The following is a 23355-nucleotide window of genomic DNA, read 5'->3' as shown; positions in this document are numbered from 1 at the left end:
GGAACGGCCCCGGCCCCGTCGGCCGGTCCCGCGCTCAGCGGCGGGAGAGGTAGCCCGCCACGAGGAACGCGATCTCCAGGGACTGCATGTGGTTCAGGCGCGGGTCGCACAGCGACTCGTAGCGGTCCTGGAAGGAGGACTCGTCGACGGGGTCGGCGCCGCCGAGGCACTCCGCGACGTCGTCGCCCGTCATCTCCACGTGGATGCCGCCGGGGAAGGAGCCGATCGCCTCGTGCACCTCGAAGAAGCCGCGGACCTCGTCCACGACGTCGTCGAAGTTTCGGGTCTTGTACCCGGACGGCAGGGACACGGTGTTGCCGTGCATGGGGTCGGTGACCCACACGACCTTGGCGCCGGAGCGCTCCACGGCCTCGACGAGCGGGGGCAGCTTCTCCCGGATGTTCTTCGCGCCCATGCGGGTGATGAAGGTGAGCCGTCCGGGCTCGCGCTCCGGGTCGAGCTTGTCGATGAGCGCCAGCGCGTCGTCCCCGGTGGTCTTGGGGCCGAGCTTCACGCCGATCGGGTTGCGCAGCCGGGAGAGCAGGTCCACGTGGGCGCCGTCGAGCTCCCGGGTGCGCTCGCCGATCCACAGGAAGTGCCCGGACGTGCCGTACGGGAGGTGGGTGCGGGAGTCGATGCGGCTCAGCGCGCGCTCGTAGTCCAGCAGCAGGGCCTCGTGGCCGGCGTAGAACTCCGTGGTGCGCAGGGCGTCGAAGTCCGCGCCGCACGCGTCCATGAACTTCACGGCCCGGTCGATCTCGCGGGCGAGCGACTCGTACCGGGCGTGGGCCGGGTTCGTGGTGAAACCCATGTTCCAGGCGTGCACGAGGCGCAGGTCCGCGAACCCGCCCGTGGTGAAGGCCCGGATGAGGTTCAGGGTCGAGGCCGAGGTGTGGTAGCCGCGCACCATCCGCCGCGGGTCGTGGACCCGGGACTCCTCGGTGAAGTCGAAGCCGTTGACCATCTCGCCGCGGAACGTCGGCAGCGTCGTGCCGTCGCGGGTCTCGTCGTTGGACGAGCGGGGCTTCGAGAACTGCCCGGCCATCCGGCCCATCTTCACCACGGGCATGGACGCGCCGTAGGTGAGCACCACGGCCATCTGCAGCAGCGTCTTGACCCGGGCGCTGATCCGGTCGGCGGTGGCGCCCTCGAAGGTCTCGGCGCAGTCCCCGCCCTGCAGGAAGAACGCCCGGCCGTTGGCGACCTCGGCCAGACGGTCGCGCAGCTTGTCCACCTCCCCCGCGAAGACGAGGGGCGGGACCGCGTTGAGCTCGGCGATCGAGGCGGCGAAGTCGGGGTGGTCGCGCCAGGTCGGCTGCTGGTCGGCGGCCAGCTCGCGCCAGTCGTCCAGCCCCGGGTAGTCGGCCGCAGAGGGCACCGGGGAGGCGAGGTTGCGGAGGCTGTCGGGAACGGTGAAGTCGAGCATCATGTCTTCCTATGTCTCGTCCGGGGCGGGGCCGGGCGCGGGATCAGGGTGCGGTGGGCCGCGGGGTGTCGTCGTCAGCGGCGCCGGGACGGTCGCGGTGGGCGATGGAGTCCGCGGTCCGGCGGGCGGTGTGGGCGGCGCTGCGCGCCTTGTCCTTGGCGTTGCCCACGAGCTCCGCCGCGGCCTGCTTGGTCTCCTGGCGCTTCTGCTCGGCGAGCCGCTTCTTGTGCTCCGAGGCGTAGACGTCCACGTAGACCTGGCCGGAGAGGGCCTGGATCGCGTGCATGATCTCGTCGGTGACCTCGCGGAGCAGGGCGTGCTCACCCTGCCGGCCCCGGTAGCGGGAGAAGTCGAGGGGCTCGCCGAAGATCGTGGTGACCCGGGCGCTGCGGCGGGGCAGCGGGAGCCTGGTCCCGATCGGCTGGACCTTGTCGGTGCCGACCATGGCGATCGGGACGACCGGGGCCCCCGTCTCGAGCGCGAGCCGGGCCACCCCGATCTTGCCCTTGTACATGCGGCCGTCCGGGGAGCGGGTGCCCTCCGGATAGATCCCGAGCAGCTCGCCCTCCAGCAGCTTGCGGCCGCCGTTGCTCAGGGACTTCGCGCTGGCCCGGCCCCCGGAGCGGTCCATGGGGATCTGGTTGATGGCGCGGAAGAACGCGGCCATCACCCTGCCCTTGACGCCGGGGCTGTTGAAGTAGTCGGACTTCGCCAGGAAGTACACCTGCCGGGGCACGGCCACGGGCATGAACACCGAGTCGGAGACGGAGAGGTGGTTGCTCGCGAGGATGGCCGGGCCCTCCTCGGGCACGTGCTCCAGGCCGCGCACCTCGGGACGGAAGGCGACGTTGATCAGGGGGCCGACGACGTAGCGCTTCAGAAACATGTAGACCATGTGGGAGGGGACTCCTTCGTGCTGATCGGGATGTCGCGAGGGTCCGTGCCGCTCGGACCGGGTCCGGCCTCCGGTATTCTCTCACGTCCGCACGGGCACCCGCGCCGGTCCGCCCGCCGACGGCGCCCGCCCTGACATCATGGACGCATGACGCCACCCGTCGAGGACCAGCACCTGCCCGCCCCCTCCGCGACCGTCGGGCCCGCCGCCGCGGACGATCCCGGCGCGCCCTTCCACCATCCGGCCGACGGGCCCGCGGGCGCGCTCGTGCTGCACGGCTTCACCGGCGTCCCGTTCAGCGTCCGCCCCTGGGGCCGGGCGCTGCACGCGGCGGGCGCCGACGTCGTCGGGCCCGTGCTGCCCGGCCACGGCACCCGCTGGGAGGACCTCGCCGGCGTCCGCTGGGAGCAGTGGCGCGACCACGCGGCCGAGCACGTGCAGCGGCTGCGGGCCCGGCACGACGTGGTGGTGGTGTGCGGGCTGTCCATGGGCGGGGCGCTCGCCCTGCACCTCGCCGCGACCCTGCCCGTCGACGGGGTCGTGGCCCTGAACCCGGCGCTGTCCCTCGTCAGCCGCACGGCCCGGCTCGCCCCGGCCCTGCACCGCGCGGTGCCGTCCGTGCCGGGCGTGGGGGACGACATCAGCCTCCCGGGCGTCACCGAGCACGCCTACCCGCGCACGCCCGTGGCGGGCGTCGCCGAGCTGGGCCGGTTCATGACCCGGACCCGGAGGATGCTGCCCGCGGTCACCGCCCCGGTCCTGGTGCTGCGCTCGCAGCACGACCACGTGGTGTCGGACGCCTCGCACCTGCAGGTGCTGCGCCGGGCCGGCGGGGACGTGGAGCTGGTGCGGCTGGCGGAGAGCTTCCACGTGGCCACCCTGGACCGGGAGGCGGACGTGGTCGCGGCGCGGTCCGTGCGCTTCCTGGAGGACCTGCTGGCGGGCCGCAGCCCGGTCACCGCGAGACCGTTGCGCCCCGCCTCCCGGGGGGACCGGCGATGAGTGCGGGCCCGGGGACGCCGGGCGGCGCCGGGCACGGCCCCGAGGACGAGTGGAGCCGGATCGTGTCGGACCTCGAGGACGTGCGCCGGGCCGGGGACCGGCACCTCGCCGGGCCCCGGGACTGGTCCCCCGAGGACGCCGGAGCAGAGGCTGCCGGGGCAGAGGGCGCCGGGGAGCCGGAGGACGCGGGGGACGACGACGCGCCCTACTCCCCCGACCCCGGGCCGGTCACGCAGGGACTCAGCGGCGGGGCACTGCTGTCCTGGACCGTGCTGGTCGGGGTGCCCGTGCTGCTGGTGGTGCTCTCCCTCCTGCCCGGCTCCCTGCCGTGGTGGGCCATCGTGGGCGGCCTGGTCGCCGTGGTCGGGGCCATCGGCCACCTGCTGCGGTCCCTGCCCGACGACCGCGACGAGCTGGACGACGGCGCCCGCGTCTGACGGGGTTTGCGTGAGCCAATTCACTAGACTGGAGCGGACGGCCCACCGACCCCGATCCGAGGAGAACCCCATGCGCCACGTCGCGACCGACGCCCTCGTGGACCCACCGGCCCACAGCCGCATCACCGACTTCCTGCTCATGCAGGCGGGCCAGGACGAGGATCCGCACCTGTACACCGTCCTGGGGCCGGAGGGGGCCGCCCGCGAGGTGCGCGCCCGGGAGTTCCTCGCCGCCGTGCAGGGTGTGGCCAAGGGTCTCGTGGCCGCGGGGATCGAGCCCGGGGACCGGGTGGGCATCCTCAGCCGGACGCGCTACGAGTGGACCCTCGCAGACCTCGCGATCTGGTACGCCGGCGCCGTGCCCGTCCCCGTCTACGACTCGTCCTCGGCGCAGCAGATCGCCTGGATCATGGGCGACTCCGACGCCAAGGCCGTGTTCGTCGAGACGCAGGCCCTCGAGGACTCCGTGCTCGCCGCCTCGCGGGAGACGCCGTTCCGCGCCGCGGAGAACGTCTGGCGCCTGGACGGCACCGGCACGGGCCTCGACGAGCTCGCGCGCGCCGGCGCGGACGTGCCGGACGAGGAGCTCGAGGCCCGCCGCACGTCGCGCGGGCTCGAGGACGTCGCCACGATCATCTACACCTCGGGGACCACCGGACCGCCCAAGGGGTGCGAGCTGACGCACGGGAACTTCGTGCGGCTGTGCGAGAACACGACCCTGGTCGTCGAGGACATCATCCACCCGGGCGCCCGGACGCTCCTGTTCCTGCCGCTGGCCCACGTCTTCGCCCGCTTCGTGGAGGTGATCGCCCTCTACTCCGGGACCGTCCTGGCCCACACCCCGGACGTGAAGAACCTGATGGCGGACCTCGGGGCCTTCCGGCCCACGTTCATCCTGGCCGTCCCGCGCGTGTTCGAGAAGATCTACCAGAGCGCCCGCCTCAAGGCCGAGAAGGCCGGCGGGGCGAAGTCCCTGATCTTCGAGCGCGCGGTGACCACGGCCGTCGCGTACTCGAAGGCCGGTCAGGACGGGCGGGTCCCGCCGCTGCTGCGCGCGCGCCACGCCCTCTACGACCGGCTCGTGTACTCGAAGCTGCGGGACGCGATGGGCGGGGAGGTCACGCACGCCGTCTCGGGCGGCGCCGCCCTCGGCACCCGGCTGGGCCACTTCTTCAACGGGATCGGCGTGTACGTCGTGGAGGGCTACGGGCTCACGGAGACCACGGCCCCGATCGCCGTCAACACCCCGGAGATCGGCAAGATCGGCACCGTGGGCCTGCCGCTGCCGGGCAACGAGGTGCGGATCGGCGAGGACGGGGAGGTCCTGGTCCGGGGCACCCACGTCATGCGCGGCTACCACGGGCGGGAGGACCTCACCGCCGAGGCCTTCGAGGAGGGGTGGTTCCGCACCGGCGACCTCGGCTCGCTCGACGAGGACGGCGCCCTCACCCTCACCGGCCGGAAGAAGGAGATCATCGTCACCGCCGGTGGCAAGAACGTGGTCCCCAACGTGCTGGAGGACCCCATCCGCGCCTCGGCCCTGGTCTCCCAGGTCATGGTGGTCGGGGACGACCGGCCGTTCGTGGCCGCCCTCGTGACCCTCGACCAGGACGTGCTCCCCGCCCGCCTAGAGCTGATGGGCCTGGACCCCGCGATGCCGGTGGCGGAGGCCGCCCGCCACCCGAAGGTCGTCGAGCACGTCCAGGACATCGTCACCCGGGCGAACCAGGCGGTCTCCCGCGCGGAGAGCATCCGGGCCTTCGAGATCCTCGACGTCGACTGGACGGAGGCCTCCGGGCACCTGACCCCATCCATGAAGATCAAGCGGGCCAGGATCGCCCAGGACTTCGCGGACCGGATCGAGGAGATCTACTCGCGCCCCGCCCCCGAACCGGCCGCGGCCCCCGCCACCCCGGCGGAGCGGATCAAGGAGAAGCTCTCCCACGCGCACCTGCCGGGCCGCGGCTGACCCCGGGCCGGCCGGCGGCCGGTGGGATCACCGGCCGCCGACGAGGGCCCCCGGGGACAGCGGTGAGTGCTCGGGAACGTCGAGGCCCAGCAGGGCGTTCTCGACGACCTCGCTCAGGGCGGGGTGGATCCAGTACTGGCCGCGCGCCATCGTGTGCGCGTCGAGGCCGAAGGACATGGCCTGCACCAGCGGCTGGATGAGCAGGGAGGCCTCCTCCCCGATCAGGTGCGCGCCCAGGAGGCGACCGGTGCCCTTCTCCGCGATCAGCTTGCACAGCCCCGTGCGATCCTCCATGGCCCACCCGTAGGCCGTGGCCCCGTAGTCCTGCACCTTGACGGTGATCTCGCTGCCCTGCTCGACCGCCCACTGCTCGGCCTCCTGCTGCGTCATGCCGACGGAGGCGATCTGCGGGCTGGTGAACACGGCGGAGGGCACGAACCGGTGGTCGGTGGCCCGGAGGTCGCCGGGGTGCAGGAGGTTGTGCTGCACCGTGCGGGCCTCGGCGTTGGCCACGTGCTTGAGCTGGTAGGGCGAGCTGATGTCGCCCAGCGCCCACACGCCCTCGACGGGGCGGCCCCCGGAGAGGGCGCGCTGGTGCTCGTCGACGGCCAGCAGCCCGTCCGGCCGCACGTCCAGCCCGCCCGCCCGGGCGTCGAGCACGTCGGTGTTCGGCTGCCGGCCCGTGGCCACCAGCACCACGTCCGCGGGCAGGCGCATGACGAGCTCCGGGTCCTGCGGGTCGCGGAAGGTGACCATCACGGCGCACTCGTCGCCGTCCCACTCCTCGACCTCGCTCAGCGACCAGCCCGTCTCCAGCTTCCACTGCCGGGAGGCCTCGCGGGCGAACCGCTCGGCGATCTCCGGGTCGTGGTAGCGCAGGATCCGGTGCGAGCGGTTGACCTGGGTGACCCGCGCGCCGAGGCTGGAGAAGACGTGGGCGAACTCGGCGCCGATGTAGCCGCCGCCGACCACCACCACGCGGCGGGGCATCTCCTCGATGCGCATCACCGTGTCCGAGGTGTGCACCTGGGGCAGGTCGATCCCGGGGATCTCCGGCCGCACCGGGCGCGAGCCGGAGGCCACCACGATCTGGTCGGCCGTGAGGTCCTCCCCCGAGGCGGTGCGCAGGGTCCGCGGGGCGGTGAAGCGCACGTGCTCCTCGTAGACCGTCACGTGCGGCAGCGTCCGGCGGTACTCGAGCCCGCCGTGCGAGATCGCGTCGATCCGCCCGAAGATCCGGTCCCGCATCTCCCGCCAGCGCACGTCCTCCACCGAGACGTGGAGGCCGAGCCGGTCCGCCTCCTGGGCGCGGCGGGCCACGCTCGCCGGATACGCGTACATCTTCGTCGGGATGCAGCCGACGTTGAGGCAGGTGCCACCGAAGGTCCCGCCGTCGATGATGGCGACGTCCAGGCCCTCGTAGTCCTCGGTGAGGATCGAGTTGCCCGAGCCGGAGCCGATGATGATGAGGTCGAATTTCCGCATGCGACCCATCCTATGCGCGCCCGCCGGGCGGCCCCCGCCGGCACCGCGGCCCCCGGGGGCCGCGGTGCCGGCGCGGGCGTGCCGGGTCAGCCGGCGGTGTCGAGCGCCAGCAGGAGGTCGCCGCCGGAGACCTGGGTGACGCCCTTGAGGGCCACCCGGGCGACCGTGCCGCCCGTGGGGGCGGTGATGGAGGCCTCCATCTTCATGGCCTCGATGGTGGCCACCTGGCCGCCCGCCTCCACGGTGTCGCCCTCGGCCACCGTCACGGTCACCGCCCCGGCGAACGGGGCGGCCACGTGGCCGCGGTCCGTGGGGTCGGCCTTCTCGGTCTCGGGCACCGAGGAGGTGATCGAGGTGTCGCGGACCTCGATCATCCGGGGCTGGCCGTTGAGGGTGAGCATCACGGTGCGCATGCCCTTGTCGTCCGGCTCCGAGATGGCCTGCAGGGTCACCAGCAGCCGCACCCCCTTGCCCAGGGAGATCACGTGCTCCCGGTCGGAGGTCAGCCCGTAGAGGAAGTCCCGGGTGTGCAGCAGCGCCAGCTCGCCGTACTTCGCCCGGCTGGCCTCGTAGTCCCGCGTCGGGCCGGCGAACAGCAGCCGGTTCAGCGTGGCACGGCGGGTGGCCGAGTCCCCGGCCAGGGCCTGGGAGTCCTCCGGGGCCAGCTCCGTGATCCCGACACGCACGTTGCGGCCCTCCAGGGCCTTGGAGCGGAACGGTTCGGGCCACCCGCCGGGAGGCGTGCCGAGCTCCCCGGCGAGGAAGCTGATCACCGAGTCGGGGATGTCGAACTTCTGCGGGTTCGCCTCGAACTCGGCCGGGTCCACGCCCATGCCCACCAGCTGCAGGGCGAGGTCGCCCACGACCTTGGACGAGGGAGTGACCTTGACCAGTCTGCCGAGCATGGCGTTGGCGGCGGTGTACATGTCCTCGATCGCCTCGAACCGCTCCCCCAGTCCCAGCGCGATGGCCTGCTGGCGCAGATTCGACAGCTGCCCGCCGGGGATCTCGTGCCGGTACACGCGCCCGGTCGGGGCGGTGAGCCCGGACTCGAACGGGGCGTACATCCGGCGGATGACCTCCCAGTAGGGCTCCAGGGCGGTCGCGGCCTCCAGGGGGATGCCGGTGTCCCGGTCCGTGTGGGCCAGGGCGGCGATCAGCGCCGAGGCGGGCACCTGGGAGGTCGTGCCGGCCATCGAGGCCTCGGCCACGTCCACCGCGTCCACGCCCGCGTCGATCGCGGCCATCAGCGTGGCGAGCTGCCCGCCGGCGGTGTCGTGGGTGTGCAGGTGCACGGGCAGGTCGAAGCGCTCCCGCAGGGCGGTCACCAGCTTCGCCGCCGCCGCGGGGCGCAGGAGCCCGGCCATGTCCTTGATCGCCAGCACGTGGGCCCCGGCGTCGACGCACTGCTGGGCGAGCTCCAGGTAGTAGTCCAGGGTGTAGAGGTCCTCGGCCGGGTCCAGCAGGTCCCCGGTGTAGCACAGGGCGACCTCGGCGACCGCAGTGCCCGTCCTGCGCACGGCCTCGATGGCCGGGGCCATCTGCTCCACGTCGTTGAGGGCGTCGAAGATCCGGAAGATGTCCACCCCGGTGGCCGCGGCCTCGGCCACGAACGCGTCCGTCACCTCGGTCGGGTACGGGGTGTAGCCCACGGTGTTGCGCCCGCGCAGCAGCATCTGGATCGGGATGTTCGGCATCGCCTCCCGCAGCAACCGCAGCCGCTCCCACGGGTCCTCGCCGAGGAAGCGCAGCGCGACGTCGTAGGTCGCCCCGCCCCAGGCCTCCACGGACAGCAGCTGCGGCAGCGTGTGGGCGTAGGCCGGGGCCGCGGCCAGCAGGTCCCGGGTGCGCACCCGGGTGGCCAGCAGCGACTGGTGGGCGTCCCGGAACGTCGTCGAGGTCACCGCCACCGCCTGCTGCTCCCGCAGGGCCCGGGCGAACCCCTCGGGGCCGAGCTCGACGAGCCGCTGCCGCCACCCCGGCGGCGGGGTGTGCTCGGAGGGTCCGTCGAAGGGCGAGCGGAACGGCTCGTCCTGCTTGTCGCCCGGGTAGCGGGGCAGCTTGGTGCGCGGGTCGATGCCCTCCACCCGCTCCCCGTTGGGCTGGTTCACCGTGACCTCGGCCAGCCAGGTCAGCGCCTTGGTGGCCCGGTCCCCGGAGGTGCGGGCCTCGAGCAGCTCGGGGCGGCGCTCGATGAAGTCGGTGGCCACGTTGCCGGCGAGGAACTCCGGGTCGGCCAGCACGGCCTGCAGGAACTGGATGTTGGTGGACACCCCGCGGATCCGGAACTCGGCCAGGGCACGCTGGGACCGGTGCACGGCGGTGGCGTAGTCCCGGCCCCGGCAGGTGAGCTTCACCAGCATCGAGTCGAAGTGCGGGGAGATCTCCGCCCCGGCGTAGACCGTGCCGCCGTCCAGGCGCACCCCCGCGCCGCCGGCGGAGCGGTAGGCGGAGATCTTCCCGACGTCGGGGCGGAACCCGTTGGCCGGGTCCTCGGTGGTGATCCGGCACTGCAGAGCGGCCCCGCGCACGGCCAGCTCGTCCTGGGCGATGCCCAGGTCCGCCAGGGTCTCCCCGGAGGCGATGCGCAGCTGCGACTGGACGAGGTCGACGTCGGTGATCTCCTCGGTCACCGTGTGCTCCACCTGGATGCGCGGGTTCATCTCGATGAACACGTGCTGACCCGCCCGCTCCCCGGCCGTGTCCACCAGGAACTCCACGGTGCCGGCGTTGACGTAGCCGAGCTCCTTCGCGAACTTCACCGCGTCCCGGTGCAGGGCCTGGCGGATCCCCTCGTCGAGGTTCGGCGCCGGGGCGATCTCCACGACCTTCTGGTGCCGGCGCTGCAGGGAGCAGTCGCGCTCGAACAGGTGCACCATCCCGCCCTCGTTGTCGGCGAGGATCTGCACCTCGATGTGGCGGGGCCGGAGCACGGCCTGCTCCAGGAACACGGTGGGGTCGCCGAAGGCGGTGTCGGCCTCGCGCATCGCGGCGGCCAGCGCCTCGGGCAGCGCCTCGGGGGTCTCCACCCGGCGCATGCCGCGGCCCCCGCCACCGGCCACGGCCTTCACGAAGATGGGGAACCCGATGCCCTCCGCCTGCGCCAGCAGCTCCTCGGGGTCCGCCGAGGGCTCCGTGGAGGCCAGGGTCGGGATCCCCGCCCGCTTCGCCGCCTTCAGCGCCGCGACCTTGTTGCCGGCCAGCTCCAGGATCTCGGCCCGCGGGCCGACGAAGGTGATGCCCTCGCGCGCGGCGGCACGGGCCAGGTCCGGGTTCTCCGAGAGGAACCCGTAGCCGGGGTAGATCGCGTCCGCCCCGGACTCCTTGGCCACCCGGACGATCTCCTCGACGTCGAGATAGGCCCGCACGGGGTGGCCCTCCTCCCCGATCCGGTACGCCTCGTCGGCCTTCTGCCGGTGGATCGAGTTGCGGTCCTCGTACGGGAACACCGCCACCGTCTTGGCGCCCAGCTCGTAGGCGGCACGGAAAGCACGGATCGCGATCTCGCCGCGATTGGCCACCAGGATCTTGGAGAACATCAACACCCGTTCCGCACCCGGGGCCGTTCGGCGGACACCCGGGCACTGATTCGTCGAAGGTCGGACAACGTCGCGCACACGGTCAGCATGGCCGTCCGCGGGCGGTCCTGACCAGTGAACCACGCCACCCCGGGGCACACTGTGACTGATGTCACAGAGCGACGTCGTGGTCAGCGTACACGGCGGCGGCGCGGGGGCGGGGCGGCCGCGGGCGGCTCCGCGCCGGAGCGGGGCGGAGCGCGCCCGCCCGGCTACGATGGGCGCAGCCGTCTCCTCGCCGCGGCCCCCGATCCCGGACCCGAGGAGCCGCTCCTCCCGTTTCCCCGCGAGCGAAGGGTGTCCCCTCCGTGCAGATCGTCAGCGTCAGCAGCCTCAAGGGCGGTGTCGGCAAGTCCTCCGTGACCCTGGGGATCGCCTCGGCGGCCCTGCAGGCGGGAGTGCCCACGCTGGTGGTGGACCTCGACCCGCACGCCGACGCCACGACCGGGCTGGGCGTGCACCCGGAGCGCGGTCACGACATCGGGGAGGTGCTGCGCAGGCCGCGCCGGGGAGCGCTCGAGCGCGTGGTCGTGGCCTCGGCCTGGGCGGTGCGGGCCGGCCTGGACAGCAGGGCCCTCGACGTCGCCCCGGGCTCGGCCCGCTCGTCCCACCTCGATCGCTCCGAGTACCGGGAGAAGGACCTCGGCCGGCTGGAGCGCGCGCTCTCCGGCGCCCAGGGGTACGACCTGGTGCTGGTCGACTGCCCGCCCACCCTGAGCGCGCTGACCCGCACGGCGTGGGCCGCCAGCGACAAGGTGCTCTCGGTGGCGGAGCCCTCGCTGTTCTCGGTGGCGGGCACCAAGCGCACGATGACGGCGATCGCCCAGTTCGAGCAGAGCCGCACGTGGGCCGTGCCGGCTGCCGGGGTGGTGGTCAACAAGGTCCAGCACTCGTCGGTGGAGCACCGGCACCGCCTGGACGAGCTGCAGGAGCTGTTCGGCCCCCTGCTGGTCAGCCCGGTGATCCCGGACCTGCCCGTCTGGCAGCAGGCGCAGGGCGCGGCCTGGCCGATCCACCGCTGGCCGGGAGCGGAGGCCCAGGACATCTCCGGGCGGTACACGGCGATCCTGCAGGGCCTGATCGACGGCTCGTCCTGAGCCGCCCGGCTCAGCCCGCGCTCTGCCGGCGGGCCCGGCGCTCGGAGAGCTCGTCCCCGGGCAGCGGCTCCTGGGCGGGGGCGCGGTCCGCTCCGGTGTGCTCCCCGGGGAGCGCCGCGAGGGTCCCCTCGACCTCGCGCCACACCCGGCCCACGGCGATCCCGAAGACGCCCTGTCCGCCCTGCACCAGGTCGATGACCTCGTGGGGGGACGTGCACGCGTAGACGCTGGCGCCGTCGCTCATCATGGTGAGCCGGGCCAGGTCCTCCACGCCCTGGGCGCGCAGCGCCCCCACGGCGGTGCGGATCTGCTGCAGGGAGACGCCGGTGTCCAGGAGCCGCTTGACGATCTTCAGGACGAGGATGTCGCGGAAGCTGTAGAGCCGCTGCGTGCCGGACCCGGAGGCGCCGCGCACGGTGGGCTCCACGAGACCGGTCCGCGCCCAGTAGTCGAGCTGCCGGTAGGTGATGCCCGCGGCCTTGCAGGCGGTGGGGCCGCGGTAGCCGACGGACTCGTCCCGGATCACGGAGTCGTCGAAGAGGACGCCCTGGGTGCCGTGCGCCGGAGGGCCGCCGGGCTGCTCGCGTTCGCTCACGCCGCCTCCTCGCTCGTGGACCCGGTGCTCGCGGCGCCGGGAGTGGATGGTCTCACAGAGACGTCCGGATCCCCCCGGGAACACCTCGAGTACACCTTATGACGGTAGACCTCCCCGGGGACGGGGTCAAAGACATCAGGGGCCCGGACCCCGTGTCGGGCGGACGGGGACGGCTCAGAAGTCCTCGGGGTCGACGTTGTCGAGGAAGTCGCGGAACTGCTCGACCTGCGTCTCCGGGGGCAGCTGCGGCTCTCCCTCCCCCGCGCGGGGGGACGGCTCCCGCAGCTCCCCGTCCCCGCTCATCACGAGACCGGCTTCGTCGAGGACGGTCTCGGTGCACAGGATGGGGCAGTCGGTGCGGGCGGCCAGGGCGATCGCGTCCGAGGCGCGGGAGTCGACGACCGTGCCGTCCGAGAACTCGAGCGCGGCGTGGAAGACCCCCTCCTCCACCGTGTGGATCCGCACCCGGGTGAGCGTGCGCCCGAACGCGGTGGCCACCGACAGCACGAGGTCGTGCGTCAGGGGCCGGGGCGGCTCGATCCCCTGCACGGCGAAGACGATGGACGTCGCCTCGTTCGTGCCGATCCAGATCGGCAGGTGCCGTCCGCCCTCGACCTCGCGGAGGACGACGACGGGCTGCGCCGACGGCACGTCCATGCGGACGCCCGCGATCTCCATCAGGACCTGGTGCACGGCCACGTCAGCCCTCCACCGCGGCGCGCTCCTGGAGCGCGGCGATCTCCGAGCGCACGAGCGAGGTGTGGATGGTGAGGCACAGGCCCGAGATCTCCTGGGCGCGCTCGACCGCGCGTGCCCTCGAGGCGGCGTCCCGGCGGGAGGTGAGGGGCGCGACGGCGCGCTCCACGAGGCCCAGTTCCCGGTCCGCGGCGGCCTTGAAGGGGCGCAGGTGGCGCGGTTCCAGACCGTGGGCCGTCAGCGCGAGGGCCGCCCGGGTGATGGCGAGGGCGTGGTCGTCGAAGGCCCCGTTCTGCTCCCGGATCAGCCCGTAGCTCACGAGCTCCCGGACGAGCGGGATGCCGGCGCCCGTGCGGGCGGCGAGCTCCCGCAGGTTGTAGGTGCGCGGCGCGCTGACGACCGGCAGGGGGGCGGTGACCGGATCGGCGGGCTCCGCGGTGCGCCGGGCGTCGTCGGCGCGGGCGTCCTCGTCGGCGTCCAGCCGCTCCCGGATCACCTTCAGCGGGAGGTAGCGGTCGCGCTGGAGCTCCAGGATCCGGCGCAGCCGGTCCACGTCCGCGCGCGAGAACTTGCGGTAGCCGGACGCGGTGCGCGCCGGGTGGACCAGGCCCTTGTCCTCCAGGAAGCGCAGCTTCGAGGCGGTGATGCCGGGGTGGTCCTCGCCGAGCTCCTTGAGCACGGCGCTGATGCCCACCCGGGCCTCGTGCTGGACGTCGTCCCGGTGGGGATCGGTCTCCGCGGGGTCGGTCATGGCTCCCTTCTACTGGTCCGACTGCGAGCGCAGCGAACGGTAGAACGTGAACCGGAACTTCCCGATCTGGACCTCGTCGCCGTTGTCCAGCTGCGCGCTGTCCACGCGGTCGCCGTTGACGTAGGTGCCGTTCAGGGATCCGGAGTCGATGATCTCGAAGGAGTCGCCGCGCCGGACGAACCGCGCGTGCCGGCGCGAGACGGTGACGTCGTCCAGGAAGATCTCGGAGGACGGGTGGCGGCCAGCGGGGACCTCGTCCCGGTCCAGCAGGAAGCGTGACCCGGAGCCGCCGCTGTCGTGGGCCACGAGCAGGGCGCTGCGCGGCGGGAGCGCGGAGACCGCCGAGCTCTCCTCGGGGGAGAGCTTGTGCGAAGCCGCGTGCGAGAGGACCTCGGCCACGATCTGGATCGACGTGGTCTCCGGCTCCCCCTGGGGTGCGTTCGAGCCGTTCTGGGTTCTGGACATCTCTTCCCTCGACTGGTGACGTGTTGGTGGACGGGTCCTGTGGGACCCCTGCCCCGCGACCTCCTGTCCCGGCGGTCCCCGGGCGACCGGCCGGAGCCACCCGGTTGCTTGTCAGTGTACCGGGTGGTGGAGACACGGAGGGGCGGCCGGGACACGTCCCGGCTCGCGCGTGGTCGGGTCCTGCGCGGGTCAGTCGAGCTGGGCGGCGTACCCCTCGGCGTCGAGCAGCCCGGAGCGGTAGTCCTCGCCGGAGGGGCGGACCGCGAACAGCCAGCCCTCCGCGTAGGGGGCGGAGTTCACGGTCCCGGGCTCGGCCTCGAGCGCCTCGTTGACCGCGGTGACCTCGCCGGAGACGGGGGCGAAGATGTCGCTCACGGACTTGGTGGACTCGATCTCGCCCACGGCGGCGCCCGCCTCGACGCTCTCCCCCACCTCGGGCAGCTGGACGAACACGACGTCGCCCAGCTCGCCCTGCGCGTGGTCGGTGATCCCGATGCGCACCGCGCCGTCGGCGTCGGGGCCCGCGATCCACTCGTGCTCGGCCGTGTAGGACAGGTCGGCGGGGATGTTGCTCATGGGGTGGCTCCTGGTCCGGCGGGTGCGGTCGGCTCGATTATGGCACAGACGTCCCCGTGGCCCGAGGGCGCGGGACCTCGCGGGTGTCGGCCGCTCAGCGGCCCTCCCACGCGGTGATCTCGGCGTGGATCGCCCACTTGCGCTCCGTCCCCGCGAAGGACGCGTCCACCGAGTTGCGGGCCAGTGCGACGGCCTGCTCGTCGGTCAGTCCCAGCGCGTCGCGCAGGTCCTGGAAGACGTCTCCCACGTAGCCGCCGAAGTAGGCCGGGTCGTCGGAGTTGACCGTGACCAGCAGCCCGCGCTCGAGCATGTCCAGGACCGGGTGGTCGGCGAGCGTGTCGACCACGCGCAGCCGCACGTTGGACAGCGGGCACACGGTGAGCGGGACCCGCTCCGCGACGAGGCGGTCCACGAGCTCCGGGTCGCTCAGGCACTGGATGCCGTGGTCCACCCGCTCCACGCGCAGCACGTCGAGGGCCTCCCGGACGTACTCGGGACCCGCCTCCTCCCCCGCGTGGGCGACGACGTGCAGTCCGGCCGCCCGCGCCCGCGCGTAGACCTCCTCGAAGAGCGCCGGGGGATGGCCGACCTCGGCCGAGTCGAGGCCGATCCCGTCGATGCGCGGCAGCTGGTCCCCGAGGGAGTCGAAGAGCTCGACGGCCTCCGCGGCGGGCCGGTCCCGCAGGAAGCACAGCAGCAGCGTGCTGGTCAGGCCGTGCTCGGCCCGGGCGGCGTCGAGGGCGGCGCGGATGCCGTCGACCACCGTCCCGAGCGGCACGCCCCGGGCGGTGTGCGCCTGCGGGTCGAAGAAGACGTCGACGTGCCGCAGGCCCTGCGCCGCCGCGCGCTCGAGGTAGGCCCGGGTCAGCGCCTCGAAGTCGGAGGCGTCGCGCAGCACCGCCATCGTGGCGTAGTAGAGCGCGAGGAACGAGGACAGGTCCTCGAAGTCGTACTGCCGCCGCAGCTCCTCGACGGAGCCGTAGGGCATCTCCACCCCGTTCTTGGCGGCGAGCGCGAACGCGAGCTCGGGCTCGAGGGTGCCCTCGATGTGCAGGTGCAGCTCCGCCTTGGGCAGGGTGTGCAGGTCGTTCAACTCCGGCGCTCCTTCGCGGTCGGCCCCGGGGACCGGAGCACTCGACGTCCCGTGCAGTGTATGCGCCGCGGTCGGCGGCGGGGCTCCGCCCCCGCTGCCGGGTCGCCCCGCACCGCCCGACCGCCGTCGGCTCCGCGGCCGGAGTGCTCTAGGCTCGCGAGCGGAGCCGCTCGGAGGAAGGAGTGCCGGATGTCCGGTGTCGTGGTGGTCGGACAGGTGGGACGGGATCTCGTGCTGACCGTGGCGGAGCTGCCGGCGGAGGGCGGTTCCGCCGACGTGCTCGAGCGGCAGGAGCTGCTCGGCGGCAAGGGCGCGAACCAGGCCGTGGCGTGCCGCCAGCTCGGCGCCGAGGTCGCCCTGGTGGGGGTCGTGGGCACCGACTCCGCCGGCACGGAGGTGCTCGCCCAGGCCGCGGCCGACGGGATCGACGTCGGCGCCGTGGTGCGCCGCGCCGGCGCCCCGACCGCGCTGCTCGTCGACCTCGTGGGGCCGCGCGGGGTCCGCCGCCTGCTGGAGGACGTGGACGCCGGGATGCTGCTGGACGCCGGGGACGTGCGCGCGAGCCGGGACCTGCTGCGCTCGGCGGACGCCGTGCTGGTGCAGCTGCAGCAGCCGGGGGCGGCCGTGACGGAGGCCCTCGAGGCGGCCGCGGCGGGGGGCGCGATCGTGGTGGCCGACGGCGCCCCGGCGGACGGGGCGGTGCGCCGGCGGGTGCTGGGCACCGCGGACGTGGTGCGCGCGGACACCGCCGAGACGGAGGCACTGGTGGGCTGGGCGCCGCAGGACGTGCCGGGGACGGTGCGGGCCGCGGAGTCGCTGCCCGCGGAGGGCCCGCGCGTCGTCGCCCTGGCCACCGGCGAGGGCGACGTGGTCGCCTGGCCGGGCGGGCACGTGCTCCTGCCCCACCTGGGCGAGGATCCCGTGGACCCCACCGGGGCGGGCGACTCGTTCGTGGCCGCGCTCACCGTCGCGCTGCTGCGCGGGGAGAGCCCCGAGTCCGCCGCCTGGTGGGCCGCGGCGGCGGCGGCCGAGGTGGTCGGCAGCGCCGGCGGCCGGCCGGACCTCGACCTGGACCGGCTGCGGGAGTCGGCCTCCCGGGCCCGCCGGTAGGCAGCACGGGTGCCGGAGGCGCCGTCCCCGGGAACGAGAGAAGGCCGGTGGTCCGCGTTCCCGCGGTCCACCGGCCTCGAATCGTCGGGCTGACAGTGTGCTGGTTCAGGACATAGGCAAGGCATCTCTCGGGACATCGGCAACATGAGGTCGCACATCCGCGGCAGGGTGCATCCGGGGTGGATGCTTACCCGTGTCGAGAGCAGAACTGGTCATCACCGCCATCACCACCGAAGGCCTCTCCCAGGCCGAGGCCGCCCGCCGCTACGGTCTGTCCGAGGCCTGGGTCAGCCGCCTCATGGCCCGCTACCGCGCCGAGGGCACCGACGCGTTCCAGCCTCGCTCGCGAAGACCGCACACTCACCCCAATGCCGTGGACCCCGCCGTGGTGGAGCTCATCGTCGAACTGCGCACCCGACTGGCCGCCGCCGGCCACGACGCCGGCCCGGACACCATTGCCTGGCACCTGCACCACCACCACGGCCACCAGGTCTCCCGCGCCACGATCAGCCGCTATCTCACCCGGACCGGGCTGATCACCCCGGAACCGAAGAAGCGACCCAAGACCTCGCTGCACCGCTTCCAGGCCGCGATGCCCAACGAGACCTGGCAGTCGGACTTCACCCACTACCGGCTGGCCGGCGGCCAGGAGGTGGAGATCATCACCTGGCTCGACGACTGCACCCGCTACGCCCTGCACCTTTCCGCTCACCGGGCGATCACCACCCCGATCGTGGTCACCACCTTCCGCGCCACCACCAGCCGCTACGGCATCCCCGCCTCGACCCTGACCGACAACGGCATGGTCTACACCGTCCGCCACGCAGGCCTCGGCCGCCGGGGCGGGCGCAACGGCTTCGAGCAGCAGCTGCGCGACTGGCATGTGGAGCAGAAAAACTCCCGACCCGGCCATCCCACCACCTGCGGGAAGGTCGAACGCTTCCAACAGACCCTCAAGAACTGGCTGCGCGGCCAACCCGACCAGCCCGAGACCCTGCTCGACTTGCAGGGCCTCCTGAACCGGTTCCGCACCGAGTACAACCAGCACCGGCCGCACCGCTCCCTGCCCCACCGGGCGACCCCGGCCACGCTCTACCACGCGATGCCCAAAGCCCTGCCCGGGCCCAGCCGCGATCCCGACACCCACGACCGTGTCCGCCACGACCGGGTGGGCAGCAGCGGCACCGTCACCCTGCGCGTGGCCGGAGCCCTGCGCCACATCGGCATCGGCCGAACACACGCCGGAACCCACGTCATTCTGCTCATCCAGGCCCTTCAGGTACGTGTGGTCAACGCCACCACCGGCGAGCTACTGCGCGAACTCACCATCGACCCCACCCGCGACTACCAGCCCCAGGCATGACAAAAGGCCCGAACCCACATCCGTGGGTTCGGGCCTTGCCGATGTCCTGAGACATCACATCGTCGGGCTGACAGGATTTGAACCTGCGACCCCTTGACCCCCAGTCAAGTGCGCTACCAAGCTGCGCCACAGCCCGAAGTGCTCAGTACGTTCCCGCCCCGAGCACTCGCATCACATTACAGCAAGCTCCGGCGGAATTCATCTCGGCGGGCGCCTCAGCGCTTCCGGTTCCGCTTCTCCCGCACGCGCATGGACACCTCGATGGGGGTGCCCTCGAAACCGAAGGTCTCGCGGAGGCGGCGGGTGATGAACCGCCGGTACCCGGGGTCGAGGAAACCGGTGGTGAACAGCACGAAGCGCGGCGGCCGGGAGGAGGCCTGGGTGCCGAAGAGGATGCGCGGCTGCTTGCCGCCGCGCACGGGGTGCGGGTGGGCGGCCACGATCTCGCCGAGGAACGCGTTGAGCCGCCCGGTGGGGACGCGGGTGTCCCACGAGGCCAGGGCGGTCTCCAGGGCGGGGACCAGCCGGTCCTTGTGCCAGCCGGTCTTCGCCGAGACGTTCACCCGCGGCGCCCAGGCCACGTGCGCGAGGTCGCGGTCGATCTCCCGCTCCAGGTAGTAGCGGCGGTCCTCGTCCATGAGGTCCCACTTGTTGAAGGCGAGCACGAGGGCGCGCCCGGAGTCCACGGCCAGCTGCAGGATGCGGACGTCCTGCTCGGAGAGCACCTCGTCCGCGGCCAGCAGCACCACGGCCACCTCGGCGCGCTCGAGGGCGGCCTGGGTGCGCAGGGACGCGTAGAAGTCCGCGCCCTGGGCCATGTGCACGCGGCGGCGGATGCCCGCGGTGTCGATGAAGCGCCAGGGCTTGCCGCCCAGCTCGATGAGCTCGTCCACGGGGTCGCGGGTGGTCCCGGCCAGGGGGTCCACGACGACGCGCTCGGAGCCGGCCAGCTTGTTGAGCAGCGAGGACTTGCCCACGTTCGGGCGCCCGATGAGCGCCACGCGGCGGGGCCCGCCGGTCAGCTCGGTCTCGGCCACGGCGGAGAACTCCGGCAGCAGGTCCGTGACCGCGTCGAGGACGTCGGCGGCGCCGCGCCCGTGCAGGGCGGACACCGGGTGCGGCTCCCCCATGCCGAGGGACCACAGATAGGTGGCCTCGACCTCGAGCTGCGGGGAGTCCACCTTGTTGGCGACCAGGATCACCGGCTTCCGGACCTTGCGCAGCATCTTCACGATGGCCTCGTCCGCGGCGGTGACGCCCACGGTGGCGTCGAGCACGAGCAGCACGGCGTCGGCGAACTCCACGGCCATCTCGGCCTGCTCGGCGACGCGGGCGTTGATGCCCTTGGCGTCGTACTCCCACCCGCCGGTGTCCACGAGGGTGAAGTTGCGCCCGTTCCAGGTGGCCCGGTAGGAGACGCGGTCCCGGGTCACGCCCGGGGTGTCCTCCACGACGGCCTCGCGCCGGCCGAGGATGCGGTTGACGAGGGTCGACTTGCCGACGTTGGGGCGGCCCACGATGGCGAGCACCGGGGCGGGCCGGCGCACGGGGGCCTGGTCCCCGTCCTCCGCCCACTCGGCGAGCAGCGCGGCGTCCTCCTCGTCGAGCTCGTAGTCCTCGAGCCCGGCCCGCAGCGCCTGCGCGCGCTGCTCGGCCTCGTCGTCGTCGATGGCCGCGAGCCGCTGGGCGACGTCGTCCGTGGTGCCGCCGAGGATCTCGGCCTCGTAGGGGTCGTGGGCGGTGTCGTGCGCGGAGTTCTCGGGGTTGCCGGTCATGGCTGTCCTTCGCTGGGCCGGGTGCGGCCGGTCGGGGTGCGGAAAAATGTCGGGGGGTGCGGGGCGGATCGGTTCAGGCGGAGCGGCCCGCGGCGCGGACGACCACGTCGATGACGGCCTGGACGGTCTGCTCCACGGTGAGCTCGGAGGAGTCGATCGTCACGACGCCGTCGGCGGCCTCGGTGAAGTTCACGACCGTCGCGTCCTTGGCGTCCCGGCCCACGACCCGGGCCCGCAGCTGCTCGGCGTCCTCGACGCCGCCGTTCTGCAGGCCGCGCCGGGCCATCCGGGCCCGTTCGTCGGCGGTGAGCAGGATCCGGGCGTCGGCGTCGGGGGCCACCACGGTGGTGGTGTCCCGGCCCTCGGCCACGATCCGCCGGCCGCTGTCCGCGATGAGCTCCTGCTGGCGGGCCACCAGCACCGCCCGCGCGGCCTGGTTGGTGGCCACGGCGCTGACCGCCTCGGTCACCCGGGCGCCGCGGATCTCGACGCCCACGTCGGTCCCGCCCACGAACACCAGCTCCCGGTCGGGGTCGGTGCCCTGGGCGAGCGGGAAGGAGCGGGCGGCCTCGACCACGGCGCCGCCGTCGTAGAGGTCCACCCCGCGGTCGAGGCACCACCACGTCAGCGCGCGGTACATCGCGCCCGTGTCCAGGTAGGCGAGGCCGAAGCGGCGGGCGACCTCCTTGGACACGCTGGACTTGCCGGAGCCGGAGGGCCCGTCGATGGCGACGACCAGCTGCCGGCCGGCGGCGGCCGGCGTCCCGGTGCCGGGTGCTGCGCTGCGGGCGGTGTTCGTTCCGGTGTTCACTGCACGACCTTCCATCCGCGCTCCTGGAGCGCCTCGACGAGTTCCTTGCGGCGGTTGGGCAGCACGGAGACCTCCACGAGGCCCACGGGCTGGCCCGGGGAGTGCTCGAGGCGCAGGTCCTCGAGGTTGACGCCGATCTCCCCGATCTCGGTGAGCAGCCGGGCGATCTGCCCGGGGACGTCCCCGACGAGCACGGTGAGGGTCGCGAACGCGCGGGGCGCGCCGCCGTGCTTGCCCGGGATCCGGGCCCGGCCGGCGTTGCCCTCCGACATCAGCTGGGCGATGTCCAGCCGGGCGCCCGGGGCGCGCGGGGCCTCGAGCGTGGCGATGAGCCGGTCGAGGTCCTCGCGCACCCCGTGCAGGGACGCCACCACGGGAGCGGCGTTCGCGGAGAGGATCTGCACCCACAGGCCCGGGTCGGAGGCGGCGATGCGGGTGGTGTCCCGCAGCCCCTGACCCGCGAGGGACAGGTGGTGCAGCGGGGTGTCCTGCAGCCGGGAGGCCAGCAGGGAGGACATCACCTGCGGCAGGTGGGAGATCAGCGCCACGGTCGCGTCGTGCTCGCGGGCGTCCATGAACGTGACCGTCGCCCCGAGGTCCACGGCCAGGTTCTTCGCCGCGGCGAGCGCCGCGGGCGCGGAGCGGCCGGAGTCGCACACGACCCAGGGCATGGACGTGAACAGCTCGCCGCGGGCGGCCACGGGGCCGGACTTCTCCCGCCCGGCCATGGGGTGGGTGCCCACGTAGCGGGTGAGGTCCCCGCCCCGGGCGCGCACGTCCTCCAGCACGGACTCCTTCACGGAGGCGATGTCGAGGACGACCGCCTCCGGGTGGCGTCCCAGCGCCTCGACCACGGTCTCGGCGGTGACGTCGGGCGGGGTGGCGACGACGACGAGGGCCGGCTCCGGCACCCGGTCCTGCCCCGCCGCACGGCAGGAGCGTCCGGCGCCGATGTCCTGGGCCACGGCCTCGGCGGTGGGCGAGGAGTCCTGCAGCCAGACGTCCACGCCGAGGTGGCGCAGGCCCAGGCCGATGCTGGCGCCGAGCAGGCCGGCGCCGACCACGAGCACGGGCCCGGCGGTCGCCGCGGGGGTCGGCGGTGCGGTGGGGGTCTGCGTCACGGGCGCTCCCTACATGCCCACCGAGGCGAGGAGGTGCCCGACCTCGGTCTTCGACAGGCGGCGGATGGTGCCCTGGCGCTGGTCCCCGATCCGGATGGGGCCGACCTCGGTGCGCACGAGCTTCTCGACGGGGTGGCCCACGGCGTCGAAGAGCCGGCGCACGATGCGGTTGCGCCCGGAGTGCAGGACGACCTCGACGAGCAGGTGGCCGGGGGTGGAGTCCACGAGCCGGAAGGAGTCGACGGAGGCGATGCCGTCCTCGAGCTCGATGCCGGCCTTCATGGCCGCGCCGACGCCCTTCTCCATGGGCCCGCGGACCTGCACGAGGTAGGTCTTGGGGACCTCGTAGGAGGGGTGGGTGAGCCGGTTGGTCAGCTCGCCGTCGTTGGTCAGCAGCAGGAGGCCCTCGGTCTCGACGTCGAGGCGGCCCACGTGGAAGACGCGCTCGTTCTTCTGCTGGTTCAGGTAGTCGGCCACGCACGGCCGGCCCTCGGGGTCCTCCATGGTGGAGAGCACCCCCTCGGGCTTGTTGAAGGCGTAGTAGACGAGGTTCTCGTCGAGCTGCACGCGGACGCCGTCGACGTGGATCTCGACGGTGTCCGGGTCCACGCGGATGCCGAGCTCGGTGATGGTCTCCCCGTTGACCTGCACGCGGCCAGCCTCGATCATCTCCTCGCACACGCGCCGCGAGGCCACGCCGGCCTGGGCCATGAGCTTCTGCAGGCGCACCCCGTCCGGGTCGTGCTGGTCGAGCCGGTCCACGGGCGGGTTCTTGGGGCGGCGCTTCCGGTGCGGCGGGCGGTACGGGGTGGCGGGCATCCGCCGGGAGCTCTTCTCGGAGGACGCGAACGGGCGGGGCCCGCGGTCCTGACCGGTGCCCGTCGAGGACCCGCCCCTGGCTGCGCCACCCTTGCCGGCGCCCCCCTTGGCTGCGCCACTCTTGGCTGCGCCACCCTTGGCGGGGCCGCGGCCAGGAGCGCCCTTCCCGCCCTGGAACGACGTGCCGCCCTGGCCGGTGCGGGGCTTCTGGCCGCCCTGGGAGCCGGGGGCGCGACGGCCGCCGGGCCCGGGGCGGCCGGATGATGAACGTGAAGTGGCCATGGTGGTGTC

General features: G+C 73.4%; 20 protein-coding genes and 1 tRNA gene. 6 read left to right on the top strand and 15 right to left on the bottom strand.

The genetic code is table 11. The features are described 5' to 3' along the window. Positions 1–34 precede the first annotated feature (34 nt). Together ACZ2G1_RS01105 and ACZ2G1_RS01100 are read right to left on the bottom strand one after the other, a co-directional pair. The gene (locus ACZ2G1_RS01105) at positions 35–1429 is read right to left on the bottom strand and encodes a class II 3-deoxy-7-phosphoheptulonate synthase (RefSeq protein WP_017833702.1); all 1395 of its coding nucleotides are present in this window, start codon (positions 1427–1429) and stop codon (positions 35–37) included. A gap of 40 nt (positions 1430–1469) precedes the next feature. Next, positions 1470–2321 carry a lysophospholipid acyltransferase family protein gene (locus ACZ2G1_RS01100; protein WP_017833703.1) on the bottom strand — a complete coding sequence of 284 codons (852 nt, stop codon included), beginning with the start codon at positions 2319–2321 and terminating at the stop codon, positions 1470–1472. 147 nt (positions 2322–2468) lie between these two features. On the opposite strand from ACZ2G1_RS01100, the gene ACZ2G1_RS01095 reads away from it, so the two are divergent. The 3 genes from ACZ2G1_RS01095 (at position 2469) to ACZ2G1_RS01085 (ending at position 5729) form a co-directional block, all read left to right on the top strand. Continuing rightward, entirely contained in the window at positions 2469–3323 is an 855-nt protein-coding gene (locus tag ACZ2G1_RS01095) for an alpha/beta hydrolase (protein ID WP_470377346.1), read from the top strand. Beyond that, the gene (locus ACZ2G1_RS01090; RefSeq protein WP_109243784.1) at positions 3320–3760 is read left to right on the top strand and encodes a hypothetical protein; all 441 of its coding nucleotides are present in this window, start codon (positions 3320–3322) and stop codon (positions 3758–3760) included. Before ACZ2G1_RS01095 ends, ACZ2G1_RS01090 begins: the two co-directional genes overlap by 4 nt. 70 nt (positions 3761–3830) lie before the next feature. Then, positions 3831–5729 (top strand): AMP-dependent synthetase/ligase, encoded by a 1899-nt coding sequence (locus ACZ2G1_RS01085; RefSeq protein WP_470377345.1) that lies wholly within the window; start codon positions 3831–3833, stop codon positions 5727–5729. A 27-nt stretch (positions 5730–5756) separates the two neighbouring features. Here the strand turns inward: ACZ2G1_RS01085 and ACZ2G1_RS01080 are convergent, their stop codons facing one another. Then, positions 5757–7214 carry a mycothione reductase gene (locus tag ACZ2G1_RS01080; protein WP_017833707.1) on the bottom strand — a complete coding sequence of 486 codons (1458 nt, stop codon included), beginning with the start codon at positions 7212–7214 and terminating at the stop codon, positions 5757–5759. Between the two features lie 86 nt (positions 7215–7300). Further along, positions 7301–10753 (bottom strand): pyruvate carboxylase, encoded by a 3453-nt coding sequence (locus tag ACZ2G1_RS01075; protein ID WP_470377344.1) that lies wholly within the window; start codon positions 10751–10753, stop codon positions 7301–7303. A gap of 347 nt (positions 10754–11100) precedes the next feature. On the opposite strand from ACZ2G1_RS01075, the gene ACZ2G1_RS01070 reads away from it, so the two are divergent. Then, positions 11101–11889: a ParA family protein gene (locus tag ACZ2G1_RS01070; protein WP_109223022.1), complete on the top strand. Its 789-nt coding sequence runs from the start codon at positions 11101–11103 to the stop codon at positions 11887–11889. A gap of 10 nt (positions 11890–11899) precedes the next feature. Here the strand turns inward: ACZ2G1_RS01070 and ACZ2G1_RS01065 are convergent, their stop codons facing one another. The 6 genes from ACZ2G1_RS01065 to ACZ2G1_RS01040 form a co-directional block, all read right to left on the bottom strand. Continuing rightward, entirely contained in the window at positions 11900–12484 is a 585-nt protein-coding gene (locus tag ACZ2G1_RS01065) for a MerR family transcriptional regulator (protein WP_017833710.1), read from the bottom strand. Between the two features lie 174 nt (positions 12485–12658). Continuing rightward, on the bottom strand, positions 12659–13183 hold the full coding sequence (locus tag ACZ2G1_RS01060) for a bifunctional nuclease family protein (RefSeq protein WP_017833711.1): 525 nt from the start codon (positions 13181–13183) through the stop codon (positions 12659–12661). A gap of 1 nt (position 13184) precedes the next feature. Continuing rightward, the gene (gene ftsR / locus ACZ2G1_RS01055; RefSeq protein ID WP_017833712.1) at positions 13185–13931 is read right to left on the bottom strand and encodes a transcriptional regulator FtsR; all 747 of its coding nucleotides are present in this window, start codon (positions 13929–13931) and stop codon (positions 13185–13187) included. A 9-nt stretch (positions 13932–13940) separates the two neighbouring features. Further along, on the bottom strand, positions 13941–14396 hold the full coding sequence (locus ACZ2G1_RS01050) for an FHA domain-containing protein (RefSeq protein ID WP_017833713.1): 456 nt from the start codon (positions 14394–14396) through the stop codon (positions 13941–13943). A 189-nt stretch (positions 14397–14585) separates the two neighbouring features. Then, positions 14586–14972, bottom strand: a complete 387-nt coding sequence (gene gcvH, locus ACZ2G1_RS01045) for a glycine cleavage system protein GcvH (protein ID WP_017833714.1) — start codon at positions 14970–14972, stop codon at positions 14586–14588. Positions 14973–15066: 94 nt separating this feature from the next. Then, positions 15067–16065, bottom strand: coding sequence for an adenosine deaminase (locus ACZ2G1_RS01040; protein WP_336650681.1), 999 nt, complete (start codon positions 16063–16065; stop codon positions 15067–15069). A 189-nt stretch (positions 16066–16254) separates the two neighbouring features. Between ACZ2G1_RS01040 and ACZ2G1_RS01035 the strand changes: the two genes are divergently transcribed. Beyond that, complete coding sequence (locus ACZ2G1_RS01035) at positions 16255–17175, top strand: PfkB family carbohydrate kinase (RefSeq protein ID WP_470377343.1); 921 nt, start codon at positions 16255–16257, stop codon at positions 17173–17175. Between the two features lie 193 nt (positions 17176–17368). Next, positions 17369–18538, top strand: a complete 1170-nt coding sequence (locus ACZ2G1_RS01030) for an IS481 family transposase (protein ID WP_470377342.1) — start codon at positions 17369–17371, stop codon at positions 18536–18538. 62 nt (positions 18539–18600) lie between these two features. On the opposite strand, the gene ACZ2G1_RS01025 is transcribed toward ACZ2G1_RS01030, so the two are convergent. The 5 genes from ACZ2G1_RS01025 to ACZ2G1_RS01005 form a co-directional block, all read right to left on the bottom strand. Then, positions 18601–18674 (bottom strand) — tRNA-Pro (locus ACZ2G1_RS01025). Positions 18675–18753: 79 nt separating this feature from the next. After that, positions 18754–20313, bottom strand: a complete 1560-nt coding sequence (der, locus tag ACZ2G1_RS01020; RefSeq protein ID WP_017833717.1) for a ribosome biogenesis GTPase Der — start codon at positions 20311–20313, stop codon at positions 18754–18756. Positions 20314–20386: 73 nt separating this feature from the next. Further along, the gene (cmk, locus tag ACZ2G1_RS01015; RefSeq protein ID WP_017833718.1) at positions 20387–21124 is read right to left on the bottom strand and encodes a (d)CMP kinase; all 738 of its coding nucleotides are present in this window, start codon (positions 21122–21124) and stop codon (positions 20387–20389) included. Continuing rightward, positions 21121–22245: a prephenate dehydrogenase gene (locus tag ACZ2G1_RS01010; RefSeq protein WP_017833719.1), complete on the bottom strand. Its 1125-nt coding sequence runs from the start codon at positions 22243–22245 to the stop codon at positions 21121–21123. Before ACZ2G1_RS01010 ends, cmk begins: the two co-directional genes overlap by 4 nt. 9 nt (positions 22246–22254) lie before the next feature. Beyond that, a complete protein-coding gene (locus tag ACZ2G1_RS01005; protein WP_470377341.1) occupies positions 22255–23346 on the bottom strand; it encodes a pseudouridine synthase in 1092 nt (363 codons plus the stop codon). Positions 23347–23355: the final 9 nt, after the last annotated feature.

This window comes from Kocuria sp. KKT182 (genome assembly GCF_055635395.1).
Note: the sequence above shows the minus strand (reverse complement) of the source record. Positions and strands in the feature narration are given on the sequence as shown.

Bases quoted from the DNA above. Each gene is read 5' to 3' on its own strand.
- ACZ2G1_RS01085 (WP_470377345.1), top strand. From the start codon at position 3,831: ATGCGCCACGTCGCGACCGACGCCCTCGTGGACCCACCGGCCCACAGC.
- ACZ2G1_RS01075 (WP_470377344.1), bottom strand. From the start codon at position 10,753: ATGTTCTCCAAGATCCTGGTGGCCAATCGCGGCGAGATCGCGATCCGT.
- ACZ2G1_RS01095 (WP_470377346.1), top strand. From the start codon at position 2,469: ATGACGCCACCCGTCGAGGACCAGCACCTGCCCGCCCCCTCCGCGACC.
- ACZ2G1_RS01105 (WP_017833702.1), bottom strand. From the start codon at position 1,429: ATGATGCTCGACTTCACCGTTCCCGACAGCCTCCGCAACCTCGCCTCC.
- ftsR (WP_017833712.1), bottom strand. From the start codon at position 13,931: ATGACCGACCCCGCGGAGACCGATCCCCACCGGGACGACGTCCAGCAC.
- gcvH (WP_017833714.1), bottom strand. From the start codon at position 14,972: ATGAGCAACATCCCCGCCGACCTGTCCTACACGGCCGAGCACGAGTGG.
- der (WP_017833717.1), bottom strand. From the start codon at position 20,313: ATGACCGGCAACCCCGAGAACTCCGCGCACGACACCGCCCACGACCCC.
- ACZ2G1_RS01005 (WP_470377341.1), bottom strand. From the start codon at position 23,346: ATGGCCACTTCACGTTCATCATCCGGCCGCCCCGGGCCCGGCGGCCGT.
- ACZ2G1_RS01100 (WP_017833703.1), bottom strand. From the start codon at position 2,321: ATGGTCTACATGTTTCTGAAGCGCTACGTCGTCGGCCCCCTGATCAAC.
- ACZ2G1_RS01080 (WP_017833707.1), bottom strand. From the start codon at position 7,214: ATGCGGAAATTCGACCTCATCATCATCGGCTCCGGCTCGGGCAACTCG.
- ACZ2G1_RS01090 (WP_109243784.1), top strand. From the start codon at position 3,320: ATGAGTGCGGGCCCGGGGACGCCGGGCGGCGCCGGGCACGGCCCCGAG.
- ACZ2G1_RS01035 (WP_470377343.1), top strand. From the start codon at position 16,255: ATGTCCGGTGTCGTGGTGGTCGGACAGGTGGGACGGGATCTCGTGCTG.
- ACZ2G1_RS01050 (WP_017833713.1), bottom strand. From the start codon at position 14,396: ATGTCCAGAACCCAGAACGGCTCGAACGCACCCCAGGGGGAGCCGGAG.